The 20,758-nt window shown below is 48.2% G+C and carries 20 protein-coding genes; 8 read left to right on the top strand and 12 right to left on the bottom strand.

The window, feature by feature from the left end; translation table 11 throughout:
- Positions 1–22: 22 nt before the first annotated feature.
- Genes ACZOTW_RS05690 through ACZOTW_RS05680 form a run of 3 tightly spaced genes read right to left on the bottom strand, consistent with a single transcriptional unit; the run spans position 23 to position 1,954 of the window.
- Complete coding sequence (locus tag ACZOTW_RS05690) at positions 23–388, bottom strand: response regulator transcription factor (protein ID WP_177745635.1); 366 nt, start codon at positions 386–388, stop codon at positions 23–25.
- Between the two features lies 1 nt (position 389).
- A complete protein-coding gene (locus tag ACZOTW_RS05685; RefSeq protein ID WP_428043254.1) occupies positions 390–905 on the bottom strand; it encodes a gamma carbonic anhydrase family protein in 516 nt (171 codons plus the stop codon).
- On the bottom strand, positions 902–1,954 hold the full coding sequence (locus tag ACZOTW_RS05680) for a lysylphosphatidylglycerol synthase transmembrane domain-containing protein (RefSeq protein ID WP_483997717.1): 1,053 nt from the start codon (positions 1,952–1,954) through the stop codon (positions 902–904). Before ACZOTW_RS05680 ends, ACZOTW_RS05685 begins: the two co-directional genes overlap by 4 nt.
- A 110-nt stretch (positions 1,955–2,064) precedes the next feature.
- On the opposite strand from ACZOTW_RS05680, the gene uvrA reads away from it, so the two are divergent.
- The 3 genes from uvrA to ACZOTW_RS05665 all read left to right on the top strand — a co-directional run bounded on the left by uvrA (position 2,065) and on the right by ACZOTW_RS05665 (position 6,388).
- Positions 2,065–5,004: an excinuclease ABC subunit UvrA gene (gene uvrA, locus ACZOTW_RS05675; protein ID WP_483997716.1), complete on the top strand. Its 2,940-nt coding sequence runs from the start codon at positions 2,065–2,067 to the stop codon at positions 5,002–5,004.
- A complete protein-coding gene (gene ybaK, locus ACZOTW_RS05670; protein WP_177745624.1) occupies positions 5,001–5,483 on the top strand; it encodes a Cys-tRNA(Pro) deacylase in 483 nt (160 codons plus the stop codon). Before uvrA ends, ybaK begins: the two co-directional genes overlap by 4 nt.
- A 71-nt stretch (positions 5,484–5,554) precedes the next feature.
- Entirely contained in the window at positions 5,555–6,388 is an 834-nt protein-coding gene (locus ACZOTW_RS05665) for an RDD family protein (RefSeq protein WP_428049863.1), read from the top strand.
- Between the two features lie 714 nt (positions 6,389–7,102).
- Here ACZOTW_RS05665 and ACZOTW_RS05660 read toward each other — a convergent pair.
- Positions 7,103–7,687, bottom strand: coding sequence for a type IV pilin protein (locus ACZOTW_RS05660; RefSeq protein WP_483997715.1), 585 nt, complete (start codon positions 7,685–7,687; stop codon positions 7,103–7,105).
- Between the two features lie 509 nt (positions 7,688–8,196).
- On the opposite strand from ACZOTW_RS05660, the gene metK reads away from it, so the two are divergent.
- Genes metK through ACZOTW_RS05645 form a run of 3 tightly spaced genes read left to right on the top strand, consistent with a single transcriptional unit; the run spans position 8,197 to position 10,396 of the window.
- Positions 8,197–9,357, top strand: a complete 1,161-nt coding sequence (metK, locus tag ACZOTW_RS05655) for a methionine adenosyltransferase (protein ID WP_428043240.1) — start codon at positions 8,197–8,199, stop codon at positions 9,355–9,357.
- A 49-nt stretch (positions 9,358–9,406) separates the two neighbouring features.
- Entirely contained in the window at positions 9,407–9,856 is a 450-nt protein-coding gene (locus tag ACZOTW_RS05650; RefSeq protein ID WP_483997714.1) for a C-GCAxxG-C-C family protein, read from the top strand.
- Positions 9,857–10,396 (top strand): DJ-1/PfpI family protein, encoded by a 540-nt coding sequence (locus ACZOTW_RS05645; protein WP_483997713.1) that lies wholly within the window; start codon positions 9,857–9,859, stop codon positions 10,394–10,396.
- 73 nt (positions 10,397–10,469) lie between these two features.
- Here the strand turns inward: ACZOTW_RS05645 and ACZOTW_RS05640 are convergent, their stop codons facing one another.
- From ACZOTW_RS05640 to ACZOTW_RS05615, 6 genes are read right to left on the bottom strand one after another with little or no spacing between them, the layout of a single operon-like run.
- Positions 10,470–11,237: a hypothetical protein gene (locus tag ACZOTW_RS05640; protein ID WP_428043243.1), complete on the bottom strand. Its 768-nt coding sequence runs from the start codon at positions 11,235–11,237 to the stop codon at positions 10,470–10,472.
- A 29-nt stretch (positions 11,238–11,266) separates the two neighbouring features.
- The gene (locus ACZOTW_RS05635; RefSeq protein WP_483997712.1) at positions 11,267–11,608 is read right to left on the bottom strand and encodes a DUF192 domain-containing protein; all 342 of its coding nucleotides are present in this window, start codon (positions 11,606–11,608) and stop codon (positions 11,267–11,269) included.
- A complete protein-coding gene (locus tag ACZOTW_RS05630) occupies positions 11,605–12,060 on the bottom strand; it encodes a hypothetical protein (RefSeq protein WP_428044646.1) in 456 nt (151 codons plus the stop codon). The genes ACZOTW_RS05635 and ACZOTW_RS05630 overlap by 4 nt, the downstream gene beginning before the upstream one ends.
- On the bottom strand, positions 12,060–12,626 hold the full coding sequence (gene efp / locus ACZOTW_RS05625; protein WP_177746246.1) for an elongation factor P: 567 nt from the start codon (positions 12,624–12,626) through the stop codon (positions 12,060–12,062). The genes ACZOTW_RS05630 and efp overlap by 1 nt, the downstream gene beginning before the upstream one ends.
- Before the next feature lie 35 nt (positions 12,627–12,661).
- Positions 12,662–13,726 (bottom strand): M24 family metallopeptidase, encoded by a 1,065-nt coding sequence (locus ACZOTW_RS05620; RefSeq protein ID WP_483997711.1) that lies wholly within the window; start codon positions 13,724–13,726, stop codon positions 12,662–12,664.
- A 1-nt stretch (position 13,727) separates the two neighbouring features.
- A complete protein-coding gene (locus ACZOTW_RS05615; RefSeq protein WP_483997710.1) occupies positions 13,728–14,786 on the bottom strand; it encodes a M24 family metallopeptidase in 1,059 nt (352 codons plus the stop codon).
- A 130-nt stretch (positions 14,787–14,916) separates the two neighbouring features.
- Here ACZOTW_RS05615 and ACZOTW_RS05610 point away from each other — a divergent pair, with 130 nt between their 5' ends.
- On the top strand, positions 14,917–16,533 hold the full coding sequence (locus ACZOTW_RS05610) for a hypothetical protein (protein ID WP_483997709.1): 1,617 nt from the start codon (positions 14,917–14,919) through the stop codon (positions 16,531–16,533).
- 86 nt (positions 16,534–16,619) lie between these two features.
- Here the strand turns inward: ACZOTW_RS05610 and ACZOTW_RS05605 are convergent, their stop codons facing one another.
- Entirely contained in the window at positions 16,620–18,398 is a 1,779-nt protein-coding gene (locus tag ACZOTW_RS05605) for a DUF2207 domain-containing protein (protein ID WP_483997708.1), read from the bottom strand.
- A 65-nt stretch (positions 18,399–18,463) separates the two neighbouring features.
- On the opposite strand from ACZOTW_RS05605, the gene dacB reads away from it, so the two are divergent.
- Positions 18,464–19,924 carry a D-alanyl-D-alanine carboxypeptidase/D-alanyl-D-alanine endopeptidase gene (dacB, locus tag ACZOTW_RS05600; RefSeq protein ID WP_483997707.1) on the top strand — a complete coding sequence of 487 codons (1,461 nt, stop codon included), beginning with the start codon at positions 18,464–18,466 and terminating at the stop codon, positions 19,922–19,924.
- Here dacB and ACZOTW_RS05595 read toward each other — a convergent pair.
- Complete coding sequence (locus tag ACZOTW_RS05595; protein WP_483997706.1) at positions 19,921–20,655, bottom strand: type IV pilin protein; 735 nt, start codon at positions 20,653–20,655, stop codon at positions 19,921–19,923. The two genes, dacB and ACZOTW_RS05595, sit on opposite strands and share 4 nt — an antisense overlap.
- Between the last annotated feature and the right edge of the window lie 103 nt (positions 20,656–20,758).

Genomic DNA, 20,758 nt, shown 5'->3' with positions numbered 1-20,758 from the left:
TTTTGCAGGGAAACAAGCCAAACTACATCTGCAACAGTTTTTTTATTTCGGCTAAGGTGGCGGCTAAATCATAGGGCTTGGGAATAAAATAATCAGCCCCCGCTTCCGTAGCCCGGTCACGCGATTCGGGGTCGGATAAAGTGGACATTATTACCACCGGAATCCGCCAGGTGGCATTATCGGTCTTTAACAGTTTGCACACGTCAAACCCGCTTAATTTAGGAAGCATTAAATCAAGCAGAACCAAATTAGGCTTTATCTGCTTAGCCAGTTGCACCCCGGCCACGCCGTTTTCGGCCCAATGCACCTCAATTCCGTCCACTTTCAAGGCACCGCAAAGAGCGTTTCCCAACACCTTGGAATCTTCTATAAGTACCACTTTTTTCATATTACAATTCTTCGCAATTATCTTTGTACAAACGGATAGCCCCGGCATATTCACGGGCATTTTTGATAATACCGTTTACTTCGTCATCTTCCAGTTTGCGTACAATTTTGGCCGGAACACCCATTACAAGAGAACCCGCCGGAATATTTTTTCCAGCCGGCACAACTGCTCCCGCACCGATAATACAGTTCGGGCCGATTTCACTTTCCATTACTACGGCGTTCATCCCAATCAGGCAATTATCGCCGATTTTACTGCCGTGCACAACTGCCCCGTGCCCCACACTAACCCCGCGGCCTATAATACAAGGGGCATCATAATTGACGTGAACGCAGGCATTTTCCTGAATATTGGAATTATCCCCCACCGTAATGGAAGCGATATCCCCGCGCAACACGGCGCAAGGCCAAACAGACACATTTTCCCCTAACGTAACGTCGCCGATTAATACCGACGTTTTATGCACATAACAACTGGGGCGCACGCTGGGGACTTGTTCGTTAATGCGTTCTTTCATAGCAGGGCTCCTTTGGACTTTTTATTTTTGCGCGGCGAGGAAGGGGACGAAAGTTGCAAGCCCCAATAGATAAAAATACTTACAATACCCGGCAAAATGTAATACACCACACGGTAAATCAGCGAAGCCATCAAGGCGGAATCCCAGTCTATACCCATTTGGGAATAAACCGCCGTCATCGCCAATTCCATAGCGCCTAAACCTCCCGGCAAAATGGGAATTAGCGTCGTAACCATACCGACGGCAAACCCGGCAACCAACACCCCCGCCGTAATGTGTATGCCCACGGCACGGAAGGCAAAATAAAGCACCAAAATCGTAAACAGCCAATCCGCGCAGACGTAAATAATCGTCATAGTAAGTTTATTCTTTTTGCGGTGGATAAGGTCTATTCCTTCGTCCAACTGGTCCATAAAGTCATCATATTTTCCTTTTGGAATTAAGGCGCGGAAAACGCGGTAAAGCACCTTGTTCATTATACGGAAACATTTTCGCAACCATTTGGAGCGCAGTTCGTTATTAAACAGAAATGCCGTAATCACCACACACACCGCACACATTACAATAATAAGCGAAAAGTTTTTTAGCAGTTGCATTGTGGTTGCCGACGAATTAAACAGCATCAGCACCGACCCCTGCAAAATGATAATCGCCAACACAAAATACAAAAGTACCGTAATGACAATGCTGGCCGTAACGCAAGTGCCGAACGGCACCCGGCGGCGGTTTAGCAAGTGGGCGCGCAAAGCAAACCCGCTGACCCCCAACGAGGAAACGATATAGTTTACCGTGGTGGAAACAAGAGCGATACCCATTGCCGCGCTTTTAGAAACTTTCCGCCCCATAATACGCAGCACTTCGTACAGGCTCATCCCCATTGCCACATAAATAAGAACGGATGACAACAAAGATAAAAAGAGGTATTTGGTTTTGACACCTTGCCAAATTTTTACAAAACTGTCCTTAGCCTGATAAATCATAACGGCAATCAGGCCGACGGATAAAAGGATGCCCAAAGTATAGAGCAAATATTTAAGCGGTTTTTTCACGCGCGCGCTCCGGGTATGAAAGATATATAAATTATATAATTTATTTAAGCAAAAAGGGCGTTTTACGCGCTTATAAAAAGAGTGCGACGCCCCTGGGGGTTTTTAACGTTATGAAGAGTATTAAAGTAATCGGCGCAAAAGGCCACAATTTAAAAAATGTTACCGTAGAATTACCAAAAGATAAAATGGTCGTAGTAACCGGGCTGTCCGGCTCGGGTAAAAGTTCCTTGGCTTTTGACACCATTTATGCCGAAGGGCAGCGGCGCTATGTGGAAAGTATGTCCGCCTATGCCCGGCAATTTTTGGAACTGATGGAAAAACCCGATGTAGAACATATTGAGGGGCTTTCCCCGGCTATTTCCATTGAGCAGAGAAATCCGTCCAAAAATCCCCGCTCCACGGTTGCCACAGTTACGGAAATTTACGATTATTTACGTCTGTTATTCGCCCGCGTGGGACACCGCTTTTGCCCCCATTGCGGACGGGAAGTGGAATCTTGGAGCGTACAGGGTATTGCACAGGATATTTTAAAAAAATTTAACGAAAAAACCGTTTTTATTTTATCCCCCGTCGTCCGCGGGCGGGCGGGAACTTACGAGGAACTTTTTGCCAAATTTAAAAAAGAAGGTTATGTAAAGGCCCGCGTGGACGGTACGGTCATCACGTTGGACAATACCCCCTCGCTGGAACGCTACAAAAAGCATACCATTGAACTGGTAACGGACGAGATTTTTGTAGAAGAATTTGACCGTGAACGATTGGTGGAAAGTTTGGAAGCCGCGTTAAAATACGCACAAGGGCTTGTGCACATTGTGGAAGCCGAGGGCGACCAGCCGTGCGAATTTACATATAGTGAAAATAACGCCTGCGCACATTGCGGTATCGGGTTTAGCGAACTGGAACCGCGTCTTTTTTCGTTCAACTCCCCTTACGGTGCGTGTCCGGACTGTAACGGCCTGGGGCTAAAAATAGAGGTGGCCGAAGATTTGGTCGTGCCGGACAATACCCTTTCTATTAACGAAGGAGCCATTGCCGCGTGGCACAATCCTGTTACCACCCGCACCCACCGTTGGAAAACCTCGTGGAGCGGTTATTATTTTGATATTTTAAAACAAATTTGCCACCGCAACCATATCAATATGAATACACCGTGGAAAAAATTACCCAAAGCACAACGCGATTTAATTCTATACGGTGTGGGCGGAGCCAGTTATACGTCCGTCATTTCGGGCGGCGAGCAGGATTTTGAGGGCGTAATTACCAACTTAAAACGCCGCTACCAAGAAAGCGAAAGCGACTTTGTAAAAGAGGAAATATATAACCGCTTTATGCGCGAAATTACTTGCCCCACCTGCAACGGCAAACGCTTAAAGCCCGAGGCCTTATCCGTTCGCATTAACGGCAAAAATATTAATGATATTACGGCTATGCAGGTATCCGCCGCCAAAGTTTTTTTTGAACAGATTGAACTAACGGAGAAGGAAAAAATTATCGCCAAGGACGTATTAAAGGAAATCCGCGCCCGTCTGGATTTTTTAAACAGTGTAGGGCTTTCTTATTTAACGTTAGAGCGCAAAAGCCAAACCTTATCGGGCGGGGAAGCACAGCGTATCCACCTGGCTACGCAAATCGGTTCCGGCTTAACGGGGGTGCTGTATGTATTGGACGAGCCGACTATCGGCTTGCACTCGCGCGACAACGACCGCTTAATTGATACGCTTAAAAACCTGCGCGATTTGGACAACACCCTTATCATTGTGGAGCACGATAAAGACACTATTTTAGCCGCCGATTATGTAGTAGAACTCGGCCCCGCGGCAGGCGAATACGGCGGCAACATTGTGGCGGCAGAGCCGACGGCTGATTTTTTGCGCGATGAAAAGTCGCTCACGGCTTCCTACTTAAACGGACGGCGGATGATTCTCCCGCGCGCGGAACTGCGCAAAGGCAACGGCAAGTATTTGGAAATTTTAGGCGCACAACAGTTCAACCTCAAAAATATTGACGTTAAATTTCCGCTGGGCAAATTCATCTGCGTAACTGGTGTGTCCGGCTCGGGCAAATCCACGCTTATCCACCAAATTTTATACAAAGCCCTTGCCCAAAAATTTTACGGAGCCAAAGACGCCCCCGGCAAACATAAAGCCATTAAGGGGCTGGAAAACATTGATAAAGTTATCATTGTGGACCAAAGCCCTATCGGCAAAACGCCACGCAGTAACCCCGCCACCTATACGGGCGTATTTTCGCATATTCGCGATTTATTCGCCGAAATGCCCGAAGCCAAGCGCCGGGGTTATCAGCCGGGCCGTTTTTCCTTTAACGTAAAGGGCGGACGGTGCGAAAAATGCCAAGGCGACGGCATTTTAAAAATTCAAATGCAATTTTTGCCAGACATTTATGTAAAGTGCGAGGAGTGCAACGGCCAGCGCTTCAACGAGGATACCTTACAAGTAAAATTCAAGGGTAAAAATATTGCCGAAGTATTGGATATGAGTGTATCGCAGGCATTGGAATTTTTTGATGCTATTCCCAAAATCAAACGCTATTTAAAAACCCTCAACGACGTAGGCCTCGGCTACATTAAACTGGGCCAAGCCGCCACTACGCTTTCGGGCGGGGAAGCACAGCGCGTAAAACTGGCGGACGAACTTTCCCGCAAGGGGACCGGAAAAACCCTCTATATTTTGGACGAGCCAACCACCGGCTTGCACTTTGCAGACATTGATAAACTCTTGCACGTGTTGCACGGCCTGGCCGACAAGGGCAATACCGTACTGATTATTGAACACAATTTAGACGTTATCAAAACCGCCGACTGGCTGATTGACCTCGGCCCCGAAGGCGGCGACAAGGGCGGCACGATTGTTTGCGCGGGCACTCCCCGGCAGGTAGCCGGGTGCAAGGAATCTTATACCGGGCGTTATTTAAAGCCGGAATTGGAAGCGGTGGATAAATTTTTGGCAGCGCACCCGGAGCAAAAACTCCACGCCCCCAAAACTGCTGCTCCAAAGGCATCTTCCAAAAAAGCCAAGGGAAGCAAAAAATGAAAAATAAAATCCACAAAACAAACGCCGCCCGCCACTTGGACGAATTAAATATTTCTTATGAACTTATCCCCTACGAGGTGGACGAAGAAAATTTAAGCGCACTGCACGTTGCGCAAACCCTGGGGCAAAACATTGACCAAGTATATAAAACCTTAGTGTTGCGCGGCGACAAAACGGGCTTTTTTGTGTGTGTAATCCCCGGCGGGGCGGAACTGGATATGAAGGCCGCCGCCCGCGCAAGCGGCAACAAATCGTGCGAAATGCTGCACGTCAAAGAACTCGTACCGGTTACAGGCTATATGCGCGGAGGTTGTTCCCCCTTGGGTATGAAGAAACCCTTTCCTACCTTTATCCACGAGGATTGCATTTTGTGGGATTTTATATACGTCAGCGCGGGACTGCGCGGTTTGCAAATTAAAATCAACCCCAATGACCTCTTAAAAGCCGCCCACGCACAAGACGTACCCCTATGTTTATAATTCATTTTCCGGCTTGTTAAATAGCGTTAAACCCCTATACTATACATATATGCTGTTCTGGGAGGTGCCTTATGTACGCCGGAATAGGAAAACGTTTTTTTGCCTTTTTAATTGACGTTCTTTTCTTTGCTGTTTTGTATTGGGTATTGTGGCAAATGATGAAGAGTTATGCCACCGTTTCGCTTGTGTTACTCGTCATCATTTGGCTCTATTATGCGCTCTTGGAAAGTTCCCCCCTTCAAGCCAGCGTAGGCAAAATATTAATGGGCATAAAGGTAGTGGACCGCCGCGGCCGCCGGCTTTCCTTTTGGCAGGCCACGGAGCGCATTGTTTCCAAACTGGTAACCAATGTAACTTTTTATTTCGGATTCTTTGTAGCCGCGTGGGACAAAAAGAAACGCACCTTGCACGACCGAATCAGCCACAGCGCGGTAATTTTAAAATCTGCCGAATTTGACCCGGACGCTATGGAAGAAGAAGACGAGGAAGCCTCCCTTACTTGGATAACACTCGTATCGGTGGCGTTGGCGATTGTGTTTGTGCTTCTCTTGTTGTGGGGAGTTGCCTTGCCGCAATATCAACACACAGAGCGGTATGTGCAACTCACGCGCGTACTGGCAGAAACGGACGAAGCCGCCCGCGCCCAGGTGGCGGCCGCATCCCGCCCGGGGGTGGACCCGCGCGAGTGGCAAGTGTTGCCGGGCGAGTGCCTGAAAATTGGCCCGCAGAAACTTTCCTGCCGCGGCTTTGACCTGGTGTTGGAACGCGGCGGCATACAAGCCAATGCCCGCACCGGGGCTATGGACATCATTTATACGCTTTACTACCCCTTTGGCGGCGGCCCTTTAACCTGCACTCCGCGCACCCCCCAAGGGCAGGAAATTTGTTCCACACTTAAAAAGTAAGGCGGACGCACAACTTTCCTTTGTTATCCCCGAGGGTTTCTGTCGGGAATGACGATTGCTTTTGCTTGTTGTTGCATTTTTAAAAACCCTTGGTGAAAAGGCTCGTGTTTATTCCTTGTCTTTGTTGTCATTCCCGAAAGTTGTAGTCGGGAATCCGTTGTTCGTCGTTGCCGTCATCCTGGAAAGTTGTAGTCCAGGATCTGTTGTTTGCCGTTGCCGTCATTCCCGAAAGTTGTAGTCGGGAATCCGTTGTTCGTCGTGCAAACAACAATAACGACAGATCCCCGACAAAAACACTCGGGGATGACGATTGCCTTTGCTTTTTGCTTTTTTGCTTATCGTCATTCCCGAAAGAGTGGCCGCCCGCAGGGCTCGGGAATCTGTTGTTCGTCGTTGGCGTCATCCTGGAAAGTCGTAGTCCAGGATCTGTTGTTATAAAACAAGGATTAGATTCCCGAACGCTCCGCGCCGGGTCCTGGCGGGCCGCCTACTCCCCTCTGGGATAACACTCTTTCTAATTGTTATCCCGGGCGTGGACCCGGGATCCAGTCTGTTTATTAGAAAAACTCCTTATTTTATTTCTGGATTCCAGGTTCCCGCTTGTATGCGGGCCCTGGAATGACAATACAAAATAAACTTATGTATTTTCCCCCCATTAAAAACCGCCCTTTCCAAACAGAGGAAAGAGCGGTGTTAGGCATTTGCTAAATAATATTAGTTGCCAAGGTCCATAGTCGGTTCGGCACAAGCACCTTTTTTATCGCCCGTGGTACCATCGCTGCAGCATTTATAAGTAGCAGTAGGAGTTTCATCCAAGCCACAGAAATCCATACAAAGTTCCGCACCGTTTTTGTTTTCTGCGTTGCATTGGGTTCCTTCACCATTATAATAGCGTACCAAATTGTACTGATATTGCAAGGTTCCAGGCCCCACGCGTTTGGCTACGGCATTACCCTTGTTTAAGCCAGTATTAGTTTGTTCCAAGGAAACCAAGAAACCATTACCTTTACCACATTTTCCATCCGCCGCCAAAGTCCCTTTGGTGCAATAATTACCAGCAGAAGCACCTTTCGGAGCAACGTCCAAACCGCTGTAATTTTTGGCATAAGCGTTAATCTGCATATATTTGCGTTGTTGCGCCTGCGCAATGTTAGCAAGCAACGTTACGGCTTCCGTCATACGGGAGCGTTCCATTGCTTTGAAGTATTGCGGCATTGCCATTGCGGCTAAAATGCCGATGATAAGGACCACGACCAACAACTCAATGAGCGTGAAACCTTTGTTATTATTCTTAATCATTTTTCTTCTCCTTTTTCACTTTCTCTTGTGTACGGCCCGGTTTGGGCGACTGTAGGAGTTTTTATATAACCCTCCCCGGACCGTAATGGTACTGTATCAAAAAAAAAAAACGAGTCAAGCCTTTTTTGGACCCAGACGGAAAAACTCTTTTATACGGGTCTTTTAGACCCGTTAACAGCCAATCAATAAACGACAGATCCCCGAACCCTGCGGGCCGCCAAAACCCTTCGGGGCTTCCTTTTGATGTCATTCCCGAATGTCGTAGTCGGGAATCCGTTGTTCGCCGGTGCCGTCATCCTGGAAAGTTGTAGTCCAGGATCTGTTGTTATAAAACAAGGATTAGATTTTGGAACTCTCCGCGCCGGGTCCTAGCGGGCTACCAAAACGCACTGGGACAACAAAAGGTTTTCCCCCAAAAAGCCACAGGAAACAGGCTTATCTCCACGCAGATTTTCCAAAGTGCTATAATATATTTAATACCCCTCAAATTTGTATCTAGGAGCCGTAGTATGATTAAACAAGGCAAATGTTATTTTACGTCCGAATCCGTTTCCAAAGGACATCCGGACAAGGTCTGCGACCAAATTTCTGATGCGATTTTAGATGAAATTTTAAAGAAAGACAAAACTGCCCGCGTCGCGTGCGAAACATATATTACGAGGGGACTTGTGATTGTAGGCGGCGAAATTACCACCCGCACTTGGGTAGATGTGGAACAAATTGCGCGCGACGTAATAAAAAATATCGGTTACGACGACGCCAAATACGGTTTTAACTACAAAACCTGCGCCGTAATTAACGTCATCGGCAAGCAATCGCCCGACATCAGCCAAGGGGTTGACGTAGGCGGTGCAGGAGACCAGGGCTTAATGGTGGGTTATGCCGTGGACGAAACAATGGAATATATGCCATTGTCTTTGGTGCTTTCGCACGAAATCTTAAAGAATTTGGAAAAAGCACGCCGAACGAAAATGCTCCCCTATTTAGGCCCGGATGCAAAAAGCCAGGTAACGGTGGAATATGTGGACGGCAAGCCCGTGCGCGTGGATACAGTAGTGGTTTCCACCCAACATACCGAAGATATTTTGGATAGAACAGGCAGTAAAATTACCGAAAAATCTAAAAAAGAAATTGAAGCCGCGGCCATTATTCCGGCTGTTAAAAAATGGATTGATAAAGATACTAAAATCTATATCAACCCGACAGGAAAATTTGTTATCGGCGGCCCGCAGTCCGACACCGGGCTTACCGGGCGCAAAATTATCGTGGATACCTACGGCGGCCGCTGTCCGCACGGAGGAGGAGCCTTCTCCGGCAAGGACCCGACCAAGGTGGACCGCTCCGCGGCATATATGGCGCGCTACATTGCCAAAAATATTGTAGCCGCTAAACTTGCCAAAGAATGCACGGTACAAATCGCGTATGCTATCGGACGCGACGAACCCGTCGGCTTTTATGTAGATACGGACGGCACAGGCGTTCTGCCCGACGAAAAACTGGCGCAAATTGCGCGCAAGATTTTCCCGATGACCCCGCGCGGCATTATTGAATATTTCAAACTGCGCAATCCTATTTACCTGCAAACGGCATCTTTCGGACACTTTGGCCGCAAAGAATTTCCGTGGGAAAAGACGGATAAAGTAAGTGCCCTTCAAAAAGCGGCAAACTAATTTAAAGCCCCGTGCAAACGGGGCTGTTTTATCAGGAGGAATTTTTACAATGTTAAAATCTCGGGTACAAGAAGCCACCGCTCTCCACAAGCGCGGCTATAATTGCGCACAAGCGGTGGCTTGCACTTATTGCGGCCTGCTAAATATGAGCGAGGCTGATGCTCTGCGCGCAATGGAAGCCTTTGGCGCCGGAATTGCGGCCAGCGGGGCCACCTGCGGAGCCGTGTGCGGGCTCTTAATGCTGGCCGGACTAAAAAACAGCAACGGAAACCCGAACGACCGTTCGGGCCGCGGAAGCACCATAAAACTAGGCCAACAACTTATGACCCGCTTTAAGGAGTGGAACGGCTCAACCGTCTGCCGCGAATTAAAAGGAATAGAAACGGGCAAGGTCTTGCGCAGTTGCCAAGGGTGTATTGCCGATGCAGCCAGACTGGCCGAAGAAATACTTTTTGACGGGATTTTTGAACCATATGCCCCGCGCACGGAGGAAGAATAAATGAAAAAAGTTTGTATGATTTTAACAGACGGATTTGAAGAAATAGAAGCAGTAGGCACTTATGCTATTTTGCGCCGGGGCGGGCTGAGTGTGGATATTTATTCCTTGCTTGACCAAGATGCCACCGGACGCTTTGGCCTTACCTGTACAAAATTGAATCTGTTTTCCCAACTAAATGCGGCTGACTATGCGGCCCTGGTTATTCCCGGCGGGCCGGAATATAAAACCTTGGAAGCAAGCCCCGCCGTACAGGATCTGATTAAAACTTTTATAGAAGCAGGCAAAGTAGTAGCCGCCATTTGTGCAGGCCCCACCTTACTGGGCCACGCAGGATATTTAAAAGGTAAAAATTATACTTGCTTTACCTCTATGAACGAGGACTTCGGCGGTATTTATCACGACGATTATGCCGTAACGGACGGAAATATTGTTACGGGCAAGAGCGCGGCCGCCACGATAGACTTTGCCTTTGCGGTGCTAGAAGCCGTCGCCGGGCAAGAAACCGCCAACAAAACCAAAAAGGAAATTTACTACAAGTAAATTATAACTTGCCAGAGAAAAACCCCGCTTAAAAGCGGGGTTTTTTATATATACCCAAAAAGGCTACTTGCAACTAAAAACGAAGCGATAGAGAGGCTTCCGCGCCTAAACCGTAATAGGCATAGTTGGCGGCTAAACTTAAATCCAAGTACGACGGCAATTTAAAGTTAAAACCCGCCGTAGCGCGCGCCGTGGCGGCGTGTTCGTGCGTGCCAATAAGTTCGGGGGCCAGCATAGCCTGGTTAATATTAAGCGTGGTATAATCTACCCCGCCGCCCACATACGGCACAAAATATTTAAACTTCATAGACAGCACTAAACTGGCATTATAATGCGCGGCAGAAAAATCACGCGCGCTCGCGCTATGGGCCGCCACCACCAACATAGGTTGAAAGGAGCCTAACATTTCGTTCGGGCGGGTAATTCCCCAGCGCAGACCGCCGCCGGCAATCGTCAAACCTTGGTAACTGCTCGCGCGGATAAACCCGTCAATACGAAACGGCATCCCGATATCTGCCTGCAACCACGGGTATTCCACCGCTCCCACTTCGTCGCGGTCGCCCAAGGCGGTATGCTGTTGGGTGGCACGATCCTCACCGTTACCTTTACTCATTTTAAAAACCATACTGGCACGGGGGCCGATTTGAAATCCCCCCCATCCCAAAATACGGCCCGTAGTATAAGTGCCCGAGCCGATAATGCCGCCCAAGTCCTTCGTAAAAGCACGGACGTTTTGCTGGGTTACGTTCGCGCCGAAATCGTCCCAAATATTGCGGGCAAACGCGCCCGGAGCGCACAGAAACAACGCCGTCAAAACCAAAACCAGTTGCTTTACTTTCATTTGTAACCTCTATATAAAAATTAAAATCGTTATTTGATAAGCGCCACTTCGTCGCCGGCTATTACCCGCCCGGCAAGTGTGCCGCCCGCCAGTTCCAACGTATAACGCGAGCCGCGCACAAAGCGGCTAAAACGCCACGGCTTCATTTGCTCCGCCACATACAACACGCGACCGTTTTTATCAAAAAATACGGCATCTATCGCAAAGCGCATAAAGCAAGTGTGTATCTGCGGACAAGGGTCCAGCAAAAGCCCTTTTCCTAACGCAAGCCCGCGCCGGAACATCAAACCTTTTAAGCGGGTCCAATACGAATTTGCCATTTCTATTTCTTGCGCCAGCGTTTCGCCGGTGCGTTTTAATACGCACTTCATTTTTCTTCCTGTGCGCGGGCCGATAACAACTGTTCGGTACGCGCTCGTAATGTTTTATCCAAAAATACAAAATGCTCCGGCGCAACTACGCCAAAACCTTCCTTATTTTGAAATATTAAAAAAGTAACCAGCCATTTTTCATCGTAAGCCACCTCGGCAATCCACATACCGGGGCGAGTTTTGGCCGGGCGGAACCCGTGTATGGAAATTTCGCCTTTATCTGCCGTTTGTCGGCAAGAGGCCGGACACTTTTTTAACATCTCAAACGTATCTTTGGTAAGCACGCGGATATTGGCATATTTTCCGCGGGCAAGCGGCAGAACCGGTTTACCCTCTTGGCTAAGCGTAATATCTGCCACCTTAAACAAAGAACCGTACTGCAAGGTAAAAGCGCATAGCCCCGACGAGGCCCACAAACACAGCCCCAACAGGACTATGCGCTTATAAAACATTAGGCCGCCACGCGTTCAACGTAGTTGCCGGTGCGGGTATCCACCAACACGGTATCGCCTTCGTTGATGAAAAGCGGCACTTTGATTACAGCGCCGGTTTCCAAGGTGGCTTCCTTGGTGGTGTTAGCGACGGTGTCGCCCTTTACACCCGGAACGGTGGAAGCAATTTTAAGCGGTACTTTAATCGGAAGTTCCACATTAAAAAGTTGGTTGTTAATATAAATGCCGATAGCATCCATATTATCTTTTAAATATTTGCTCAAATCGCCCAATTTTTTAAGGGGCACTTCAATTTGGTCGTAGGTTTCCGCGTTCATAAAGGTAGCCATATCGCCATTGGTGTACAAATATTGGAAGGGGCGTTTTTCAACTTCCACTTCTTTGAATTTGTCTTCGGGGCGGTAGGCCGTTTCAATTACGGACCCGGTGTGAATATTGCGCAATTTCACACGAACGACGGCGCGGGCCTGGCTTTTGCGGTGGTGCTGAAATTCAATAATTTCTACCAACTGACCGTTTTCGTCTTCAAAAATAAGACCTTCACGAAATTCTGTAGTGCTAAGCATTTTTATTACCTCTTTTCGGGCCAAAGCCCAAGAATCTATTTGTGCGTCAATTTTTTGGAACCGTCTTTGGTAAGCAGATAACTGTCTTCCAAGCGGATACCCCAGCGCCCGTCAAAATAAATGCCGGGCTCCACGGTTACTACAAAGTTTTCCTCCAACTCATCCGGCGCGCCGGAGCGCAAAATCGGACGGTCGTGCACCACCAGGCCAATCGCGTGGCCCGTAGTGTGGAAAAATTCCTTTCCATACCCGGCGGCTTCTATTACGCTGCGGGCGGCGCGGTCAATATCTCCCGCGGCCACCCCGGGGCGCAAGGCTTTTACACCTGCCGTACGGGCTTTGTCCACAATGTTCCAAATCTTTTTGTATTCGGCCGGCTCTTTCTTGCCGTGCCACCAACTGCGCGTCATATCCGAGCAGTACCCTTCGTAAAAACAGCCGAAGTCCATTAACACGGGTTCCTCCGCCTTCAACTTGCGCGTTTTACTGGCGGTATGGTGGGCATCAGCCGTATTGTCGCCAAAGCACACAATGTTAAAGGGAACAGAATCCGCCCCGCGGCTAATCATCGCCACCGCCATTAAAATCCGCACCTCATCTTCGGTCATACCGGTTTTAATCTGCGGAAAAACTTCGTCAAATGCTTGGGCGGCTATTTTGCAGGCTTTCTTTATGCGGGCGACTTCGTCATCATACTTTTTAAGGCGCATTTCGCCAACCAGCCCCTCGGCACGGCAAAGGCCGTTGTCCAAAAGTTTCTGCCCAGTCGCCAAGTCCACCAAGGCCGGATCAAAGGCTACGGTATTTAACCCGCGCTTTTTGATTTCGGCTAATGCTCCGTCCAGCATTCCGCCAAAAGGAACGATAACCGTTTTTAAAAATTTGGCAGCGGGAACCATTTTGCTGGCAATTAACTGTTTGGTTACGCACCAAGCCTTGGAGGGTGTAACCAAAAAGACGGCTTCCCCGGCGGAAAGTTCAATGCTGGACAAATAGCGTTGCTCCAACGGGTCAGCGGTTAAATAACCGTCCAATCCCGCCTGTTTGAGCACGCGGCGGAAATCGCGCATCCGCTCTTGGGAAAAATCTTTGGCTGCCATATTATTTCTTCGTTAAAATTTCAGCGCCGGTTTTGGTTACTGCCACGGTGTCTTCCAAGCGCACACCATATTTGCCCGGCAAATAAATGCCCGGTTCCACGGTTACAATATTTCCTTCTTTTAAAATAGCGTCGGAGTGTTGCGCGTTGTACGGTTCCTCGTGGATTTCCAACCCCACGCCGTGCCCCGTGCCGTGCGTAAAATACGGGCCGTATCCGGCCTCTTCAATTACCGCGCGGGAGGCTCCGTCCACAGCCTTGCACGCTATGCCGATGCCTACTTTTTGGATACCCGTTTTGCGGGCGGTATCGGTAATTTCCCAAATCTTCTTGTATTCGGCCGGCTCATTGTTGCCGTGCCACCAACTGCGCGTCATATCCGAGCAATAGCCCTTATACAAACAACCGAAATCAACCAAAACCGCATCTTCTTCTTTGAGTTTTGTATCGCCGGTTTCGTGGTGCGGGTTGGCGGAGTTTGCGCCAAAGGCCACAATCGTATTAAACGAAGTGGAGGTAGCACCGTGTTCACGCATAAATTTTTCCATTTCCGCAGCCACTTCGCACTCGGTCATACCCGTTTTTACGCGCGGCAAAATGTATTCATACGCCAAGTAAGAAATACGGTTGGATTCGCGCATTACTTTCAACTCTGCTTCGTCCTTGGTTTTGCGCAGTTCGGTAATAAAACTGGGTTGTTGCACCAAACCGTTTTTTAACATTAATTCACCGTTTAAAAACGATTCTTTTTCGGCATCAAAACCTACATTTTTAAGCCCTAATTCTTTTACTTTCGCAACCGTAGCAGCCACACGGTGTTCCCCACCGATTACTTCCATATACGGGGCAAACTTGCTAAACGGATCCACATACAATTCGCGCGTAAAACACACAATGCCTTTTGGATGAATTAAAAAAACAGATTCATTTGGGTAAAAGAAGAAATTGCTCAAATAAAATTGGTCTAAATTGTTGGTAACAACCAGGCCGTCTAAGTTGTTTTCTTGCATTAATTTTTTAAGTGCGGAAAAGCGGTCCGCCGTTACAATACTTTCAGCCATTATACATCCCTCCAAAACCTCTATACAGATATCATAACAATTTTACAGCGCGTTCACAATTATTAGTTTTCGCGCGCGTAGGAGAATATTGCGGTAAAACCGCGCCAGAATATAATATAATAATGGAAGTATGCCACAATATGCGTTTTTAAAAAAATTTCTGCTGGGCGCACTTTTAGCGTGCGTTCCGTTTGCGTTGCAGGCGGAGGTGTTTACGTCTAAGGACGGTGCGTTTACACTGGATATGCCTGCGGGTTGGAAACAGGTGCAAAATACGCCCGCCGCCACGGTTCTTTCCTTGCAAAAAGGCTCTTCCCGTTTGGATATTAAAAGCGTTCCCTGCACCACAGAAACCTGCATTGAACAAAAAATAAACGCGGATTTGGCTGATGTAAAAAGCAAAAAAATGAAAGTAGTGGAAAATTCCTACACCGGGGAAGAAATTAAACGCATTGAATTTTCCACCGGCGACCCGTTTTTTTACATCAGTTTTTTTACACCCAAAAATGATTTTAGCGCAGGCTATTTTTTGATTGACTCCAAGGCCTATTCCATTTTAGCCAAGGAACTTACTTATGCGGAAACGGACCTGGTGTTTTCGTTTATTTCCCCTGTTGAAAAGTCTGTGGCAAAGCCCTTGGAAATAGATATAAAGGACCCCCGCGCCTACGACATTACGGCATTACCCGCCGTACACGAGGAAACATTAGAAAAAACTTTCGTCGCCCCGGTGGAGGAAACGGCCCCGCAAGAGCCTGCCCCCGTTAAGGCCAAAAAGCCGGCTGTCTCTTTCACTGCCAAACTCAAAAAGGTATTAATCTCTTTAAAAGGCAAAACGCTGTTATCTAAAAATATGCCGCCGTATGTGCGCCAGTTGGGCCGCGGGTTTGACATATTAGCGGTATTGGGAGTTTTATTTATTTTCCTTCTTATAGGCAGCGGCTGCGTACGTCCGTTTCTGCGTAAAGGGGTCCATTTGCCCCCCGCCAACCCCAACTCACTTTACCCCATTTGGTTCAAACGCTTGTATGGTACGCCTTCGCTCATTTTCCGCGCAAAAGACAACCAAGGCAACACGCTTATTTCGCTGTCCTCGCGGTGGGATAGTTTATTTTTATTCTCCGGGCTGGCCTTAATTGTGCTATCCTTTGCGGTGCTGGCCGCGGCCGGGCTGTGCGAACAAACGAATTTGCTCCCTGTTTCCAACTTTGTGTATAACACAGTTTACTCGGCCTGCTCACTCGTTATTCCGTTGGGCGGAATTGTGTTTTTTTGCGGGTTGGTATGGTCCCAGTTGGTCCTGCGCGAAATTACACTTTTTGACCGCAAGGGCCAAAAAGCCGCCATTATTTTGCAAAAAGGTTTCGGGCTGAAAAACGAGCGGTACGAGATTTATTTTGCCCGCTCCAAAGATGTACTGGTCGTTACCCGCAAGCGCTTTTCTTTCCGCCGGGATTGGCGGTTGTTTACGCGCGAAGGGGCGGCATTGGCACACTTGGCGGAGCCTAGCGCACTTAGAGCCATTTTACGCAAACTGTTCGGGCATTTGTGGGGCGTCTTGCGTGCAGATTATGTGATAAACGGCGCGATGGATGCGCAAGGTTCCCTGCAAAATACACACGCCCCGTTTGACAGTTTTGTTTGCAATATAGATAAACCGCAAGCCATTAACGCGCGTGATTTATTAGCGGTTTCCCTGCTGATAAACATCCGCGACCGCGATAAATGGTATCCGTGGTTTAACTGATTTTAGTAACGTAAAAAACCCCGCTTACTGCGGGGTTTTTTAGAAATTTCCCATACCTGTTCATAAACCATAAACGGCCCTTTTTATTACCGTCCTCCTCCGCCACCGCCACCACAACCGCCGCCGGAAAATCCGCCTCCGCCAGAGCCGCTGCCGGACGAAGCCATAGCCCCGCCCAGAGAGCACGACAACGCCCCCAACCCGCCCACATTGTGCAGATACAGTCCACGCGAGCGGACGGTCTTTTCAACCATTTCGGCAGATAAGGTGCGTTCAAAATAGGAAATCCATTTCTTTTCCACGCCCAGTGCATAGGCATAGGGTAAATAATCGCAAAATATTTTTTCCGCATCAGTCGGATTGGAGGCGGCCACTCTTCCCCCTTCACCGATTTTTAGATATTCTTTAAAGCCCTCTATTTGGTCCATTTTTTGCCGCCCCACACGCGTATAGGCTTTAATCCACCAAGCAAAAAAAGAGCCCGAAACACCCACAACCACCACACCTACAAGCACAGGGAAAGCCTCCATTTCCCGCAAAGCAGAAAAAAACATAGGCGCAACAAACAAGACAAAAATACCGGCATAAAGCATCATAAACCAGTTTTTTAAAGCAGACAGCGGCACCCATATAGCCAACATCATAAAAAACGAAATCGGAAGCAGCAAATCCATCCCGCCCAGGTCAAGCAACAGGTACGCAAAATATCCCAAAACCAGATAAGTAGGTATCGTCCACAGCAGATTTTCGGAAAAATACTGCGCCTTTACCGCTTTTAATTTTTCTTGCAGTTCTTTTCCCGCTTTTACAAAGGTTCTCTGAAAGTCCTGGCTGATGGGCACAGATTTTTGTTTGCCGGGGAACAATGTGTTGAAAACAGCCGTTTCTTCTTCTGCCAAAACAGGCATTTCTTCCTGCGAAAATACCAAACGTTTCAGTGTATATTCACGCGCAAAAAAGTCCTTTTTTTCCTGTATTTTTATTACACCTTTCACCGCCAAACTAACCAGTACCACCGGGAACAAATTGTCCATTTTCCCATAGCGGTACACATACCCCACCTGCGCCGGGGAAAGTCCTTCGGGCGGCTCAAACTGCCGCAGCACGCGCGCCTGCGGGTCTCTGCCTACGCGGTTCCACGCCCATAAATAATATACCCAAAGCAAAACCAACAGCAAGCCCACTGCGCCCCAGCCATACGGATCCAGTAAAACATCCTTCCACGTTTTGACGGGAGGCATAATGAGCCCTTTGGCAAACGGCACCGCCACGGTAAAACCATTATAAGGCTGCAAAGGGCGGGTCGTCCAAAAGGAAAGGTTTTCAAAGTTCCTCGTTGCCTCATTTTCCCGGCTGCCATAAGCACCCGTATATAGGGAAATGCGGCTTTTGTCCACCTGTGCGCCTGGGGGTAAGTGGAGCGAAAACGTCGCCGTTTCTATGGGAAAGTTCCACCCGTTCCCGGTTACGTTCCAATAAAATTCGTCATACCCGTCAAAAAAGCGAATCACATTCGCCATAGAATAAACCAAGCGGTAGGTATGCGGGCCGGGCGCAATATAATTATCATCACCAAAATTTATGCGCAGGTTTTTATCCGCGCGCTCGGTAAAATACGGGTGCGGTACTCCGTCCATTGTCAAAGATTCTATTTGTACGGGATTTTTGCGTGAAGAAGGCAACTCGCGGTAGATGCCGCGGCGGATTTGGCGGTGTTCCGCCACGACGGAAATTTCTTCCTCTATCCGCACGGTGGCATTGGTATTTACCCAAGCCGTAGAGTTAAAGCGCGTAATCCGCTCATCCGCCCAAGCGTTCACGCTAAATAAAAATACAGCAAACAAAAGGATTATTTTATTCTTCATTTTTTTATTGTAGCAATTTTTCAACCCTGCGCAGACGGGCTAATTTTGATATCCTATATTAAGATATGAAATATTTTTACTTACTCATTTTTCTCTTTTTCCCGCTTTTCTCCGGCGCGCAAAATTTGCAAACTTATGTGCAGGCACGATTGCAACACCCTGTTTTGAACGGGGCTTGGTGGGGTGGTTACGCCGCCTATGACAATGCGGAAATTTTTTCCGTTCAGGCAGATGCCCGCTTTACGCCTGCCTCTACCTTAAAACTTTTAACTACCGCCGCCGCCTTGGAAATACTGGGGCCGCACCACCGCTTTCAAACAAGATTATATGCACAACATAGGCCTGATGAGCGCGGGATATTGGACGGAAACCTGTATCTGCAAGGCGGCGCCGACCCTACCCTAGGCTCCACCCGCGTAACCGGCGGAGAAACGTGGCAAGATGTGGCCGCCCGTTGGGCGCGCGCCGTCAAACGGGCAGGTATCACGCGTGTGGAAGGCGGTATTATCGCTGACGAATCCGCCTTTGAAGGGCCGTCTATTCCCAACAAAGTCAACTGGGAAAATATCGGCAATTATTATGCCGCACCCGCCAGTCCGCTGTGCTTTAACGACAATTCTTTTGAAATTCACTTTAAACCACAGCCCCGCGCGGATAAACCCGCCGAAGTGCAAAAAACGGTTCCGCAAGTGCCGGGCCTCACCCTAAAAAGTTTTGTAACTACCGACGGCAAAACCAAAAAAGACAATGCCTATGCTTACGGCGCCCCCAACCAGTACGAAATGGAACTCTACGGCACAATTCCCACTAATTTTATGGGATTTTCCATTAAAGCGGCCTTACCCAATCCGGCGCAGTTTGCGGCCGAAGCCTTACACAATGCCTTGCGCGCCGAAGGTATAGCCGTTGGCGGACGTCCGTCTGCCACGCAAACCGCCCCCGATTATACCCAAATGCAACTGCTGGACACCTACGAATCGCCCGAATTGAAAGACATTGTGGTTATTGTAAACAAGCGGAGTTTTAACCTGTATGCCGAAATGCTTTTGCGAAATTTAGCCTTACACGCCGGGAAAAAAGGCAGCGTGCAAAACGGATTAAACGAACTGTATGCGTTTCTCAAAAAGAATCATTTAGCAGACGAAAAAACAGCCGTTTTATATGACGGGAGCGGCCTGTCGCGCGATAATATGCTCACGCCGAAAACGCTGGTAAACACGCTTTTATTTATGGCAAAAAGCCCCAATTTTCCCTATTATTATAATTCATTAGCCACGCCGGACGACCGCGGGGATTTGCTTCTTTTGCGCCGTTTTTTAAAACCGAAAAAAAAGGTGCAGGAAGTGCGCGTAAAAGGCGGCACGATTGACGGAGTAAAAGCCTTGGCGGGTTATACGCACGATAAAGACGGCCGTATCATTGCTTTTGCATTAATGGCCAACAATTTGGCCTCCAAGGACGAAGCCCTTTTTCGTATTCACGAGGATATTATTAAACGCCTGCTATCATTACCCGAGGGGAATTAAGACTGGGAATAAAACCAAAAATGCCCTGCGTAATCTGTAAGGCGGTTTGAGTAGCCCATTTTTTTACAATAATCGTTAGTATTATTACCGTCCGTACGCTGAACGCAATATAAGGCACCTGGAATAATATTTCTATAAGAGGGCCCCGCATATTTTAAAAAGCCGGAACCGGGCGCATATTTTTGTGCCACCACAGCCACCAACAAGGTGCTTCCATCCCGGCTCACGCTTGAAGCCAAAACAAACCGGCCATCCGAACGGGAGGAAACCTCGGTAAACTGTTTAAAAATACCGCATAAACCGGGACAAGCGTTCTCTGTCCACGGAAGAGCGATATCCAAATCTTCTAAATTCCTAGCATATGTACCATTCGCCAAATAATAGGACTCTTGGGCCTGATAAATACCATCCAAAAGAGGTAGAGTCGCCGCGATACGGGATTTTTCTACGGCCCGCTCGTACTGTGGCATAGCCACCGCCGCCAAAATACCGATAATAAGGACAACGACTAATAGTTCAATAAGGGTAAAGCCACGGCTCACAACCCAAGATGTAGATCCTGAAACAAGTTCAGGATGACCTCCTTTTTTCATAAAGTCGTCATTCCCAAGGGTGAGGCGACCCGCAGGGCTCGGGAATCTGTCATTTCCCTTTTTTAGTAACAACAGATCCCCGACAGAAACCTTCGGGGATGACGGCAACAAATGCCAAATTTTGTTAAACCCTTTCATTTTTTCTCCTTGTTAAGACCTTTATATTTGAGCAAAACGGCCTTTTATACGCATTTTTATACGGCAGACACATCCGGGTATATTCAGCCCTTATTGTCAAAAT

The sequence above is a fragment of the Candidatus Avelusimicrobium sp. genome, assembly GCF_056976295.1.
The sequence above is the reverse complement of the archived record's forward strand: the minus strand, read 5'-3'. Positions and strand labels throughout refer to the sequence as shown.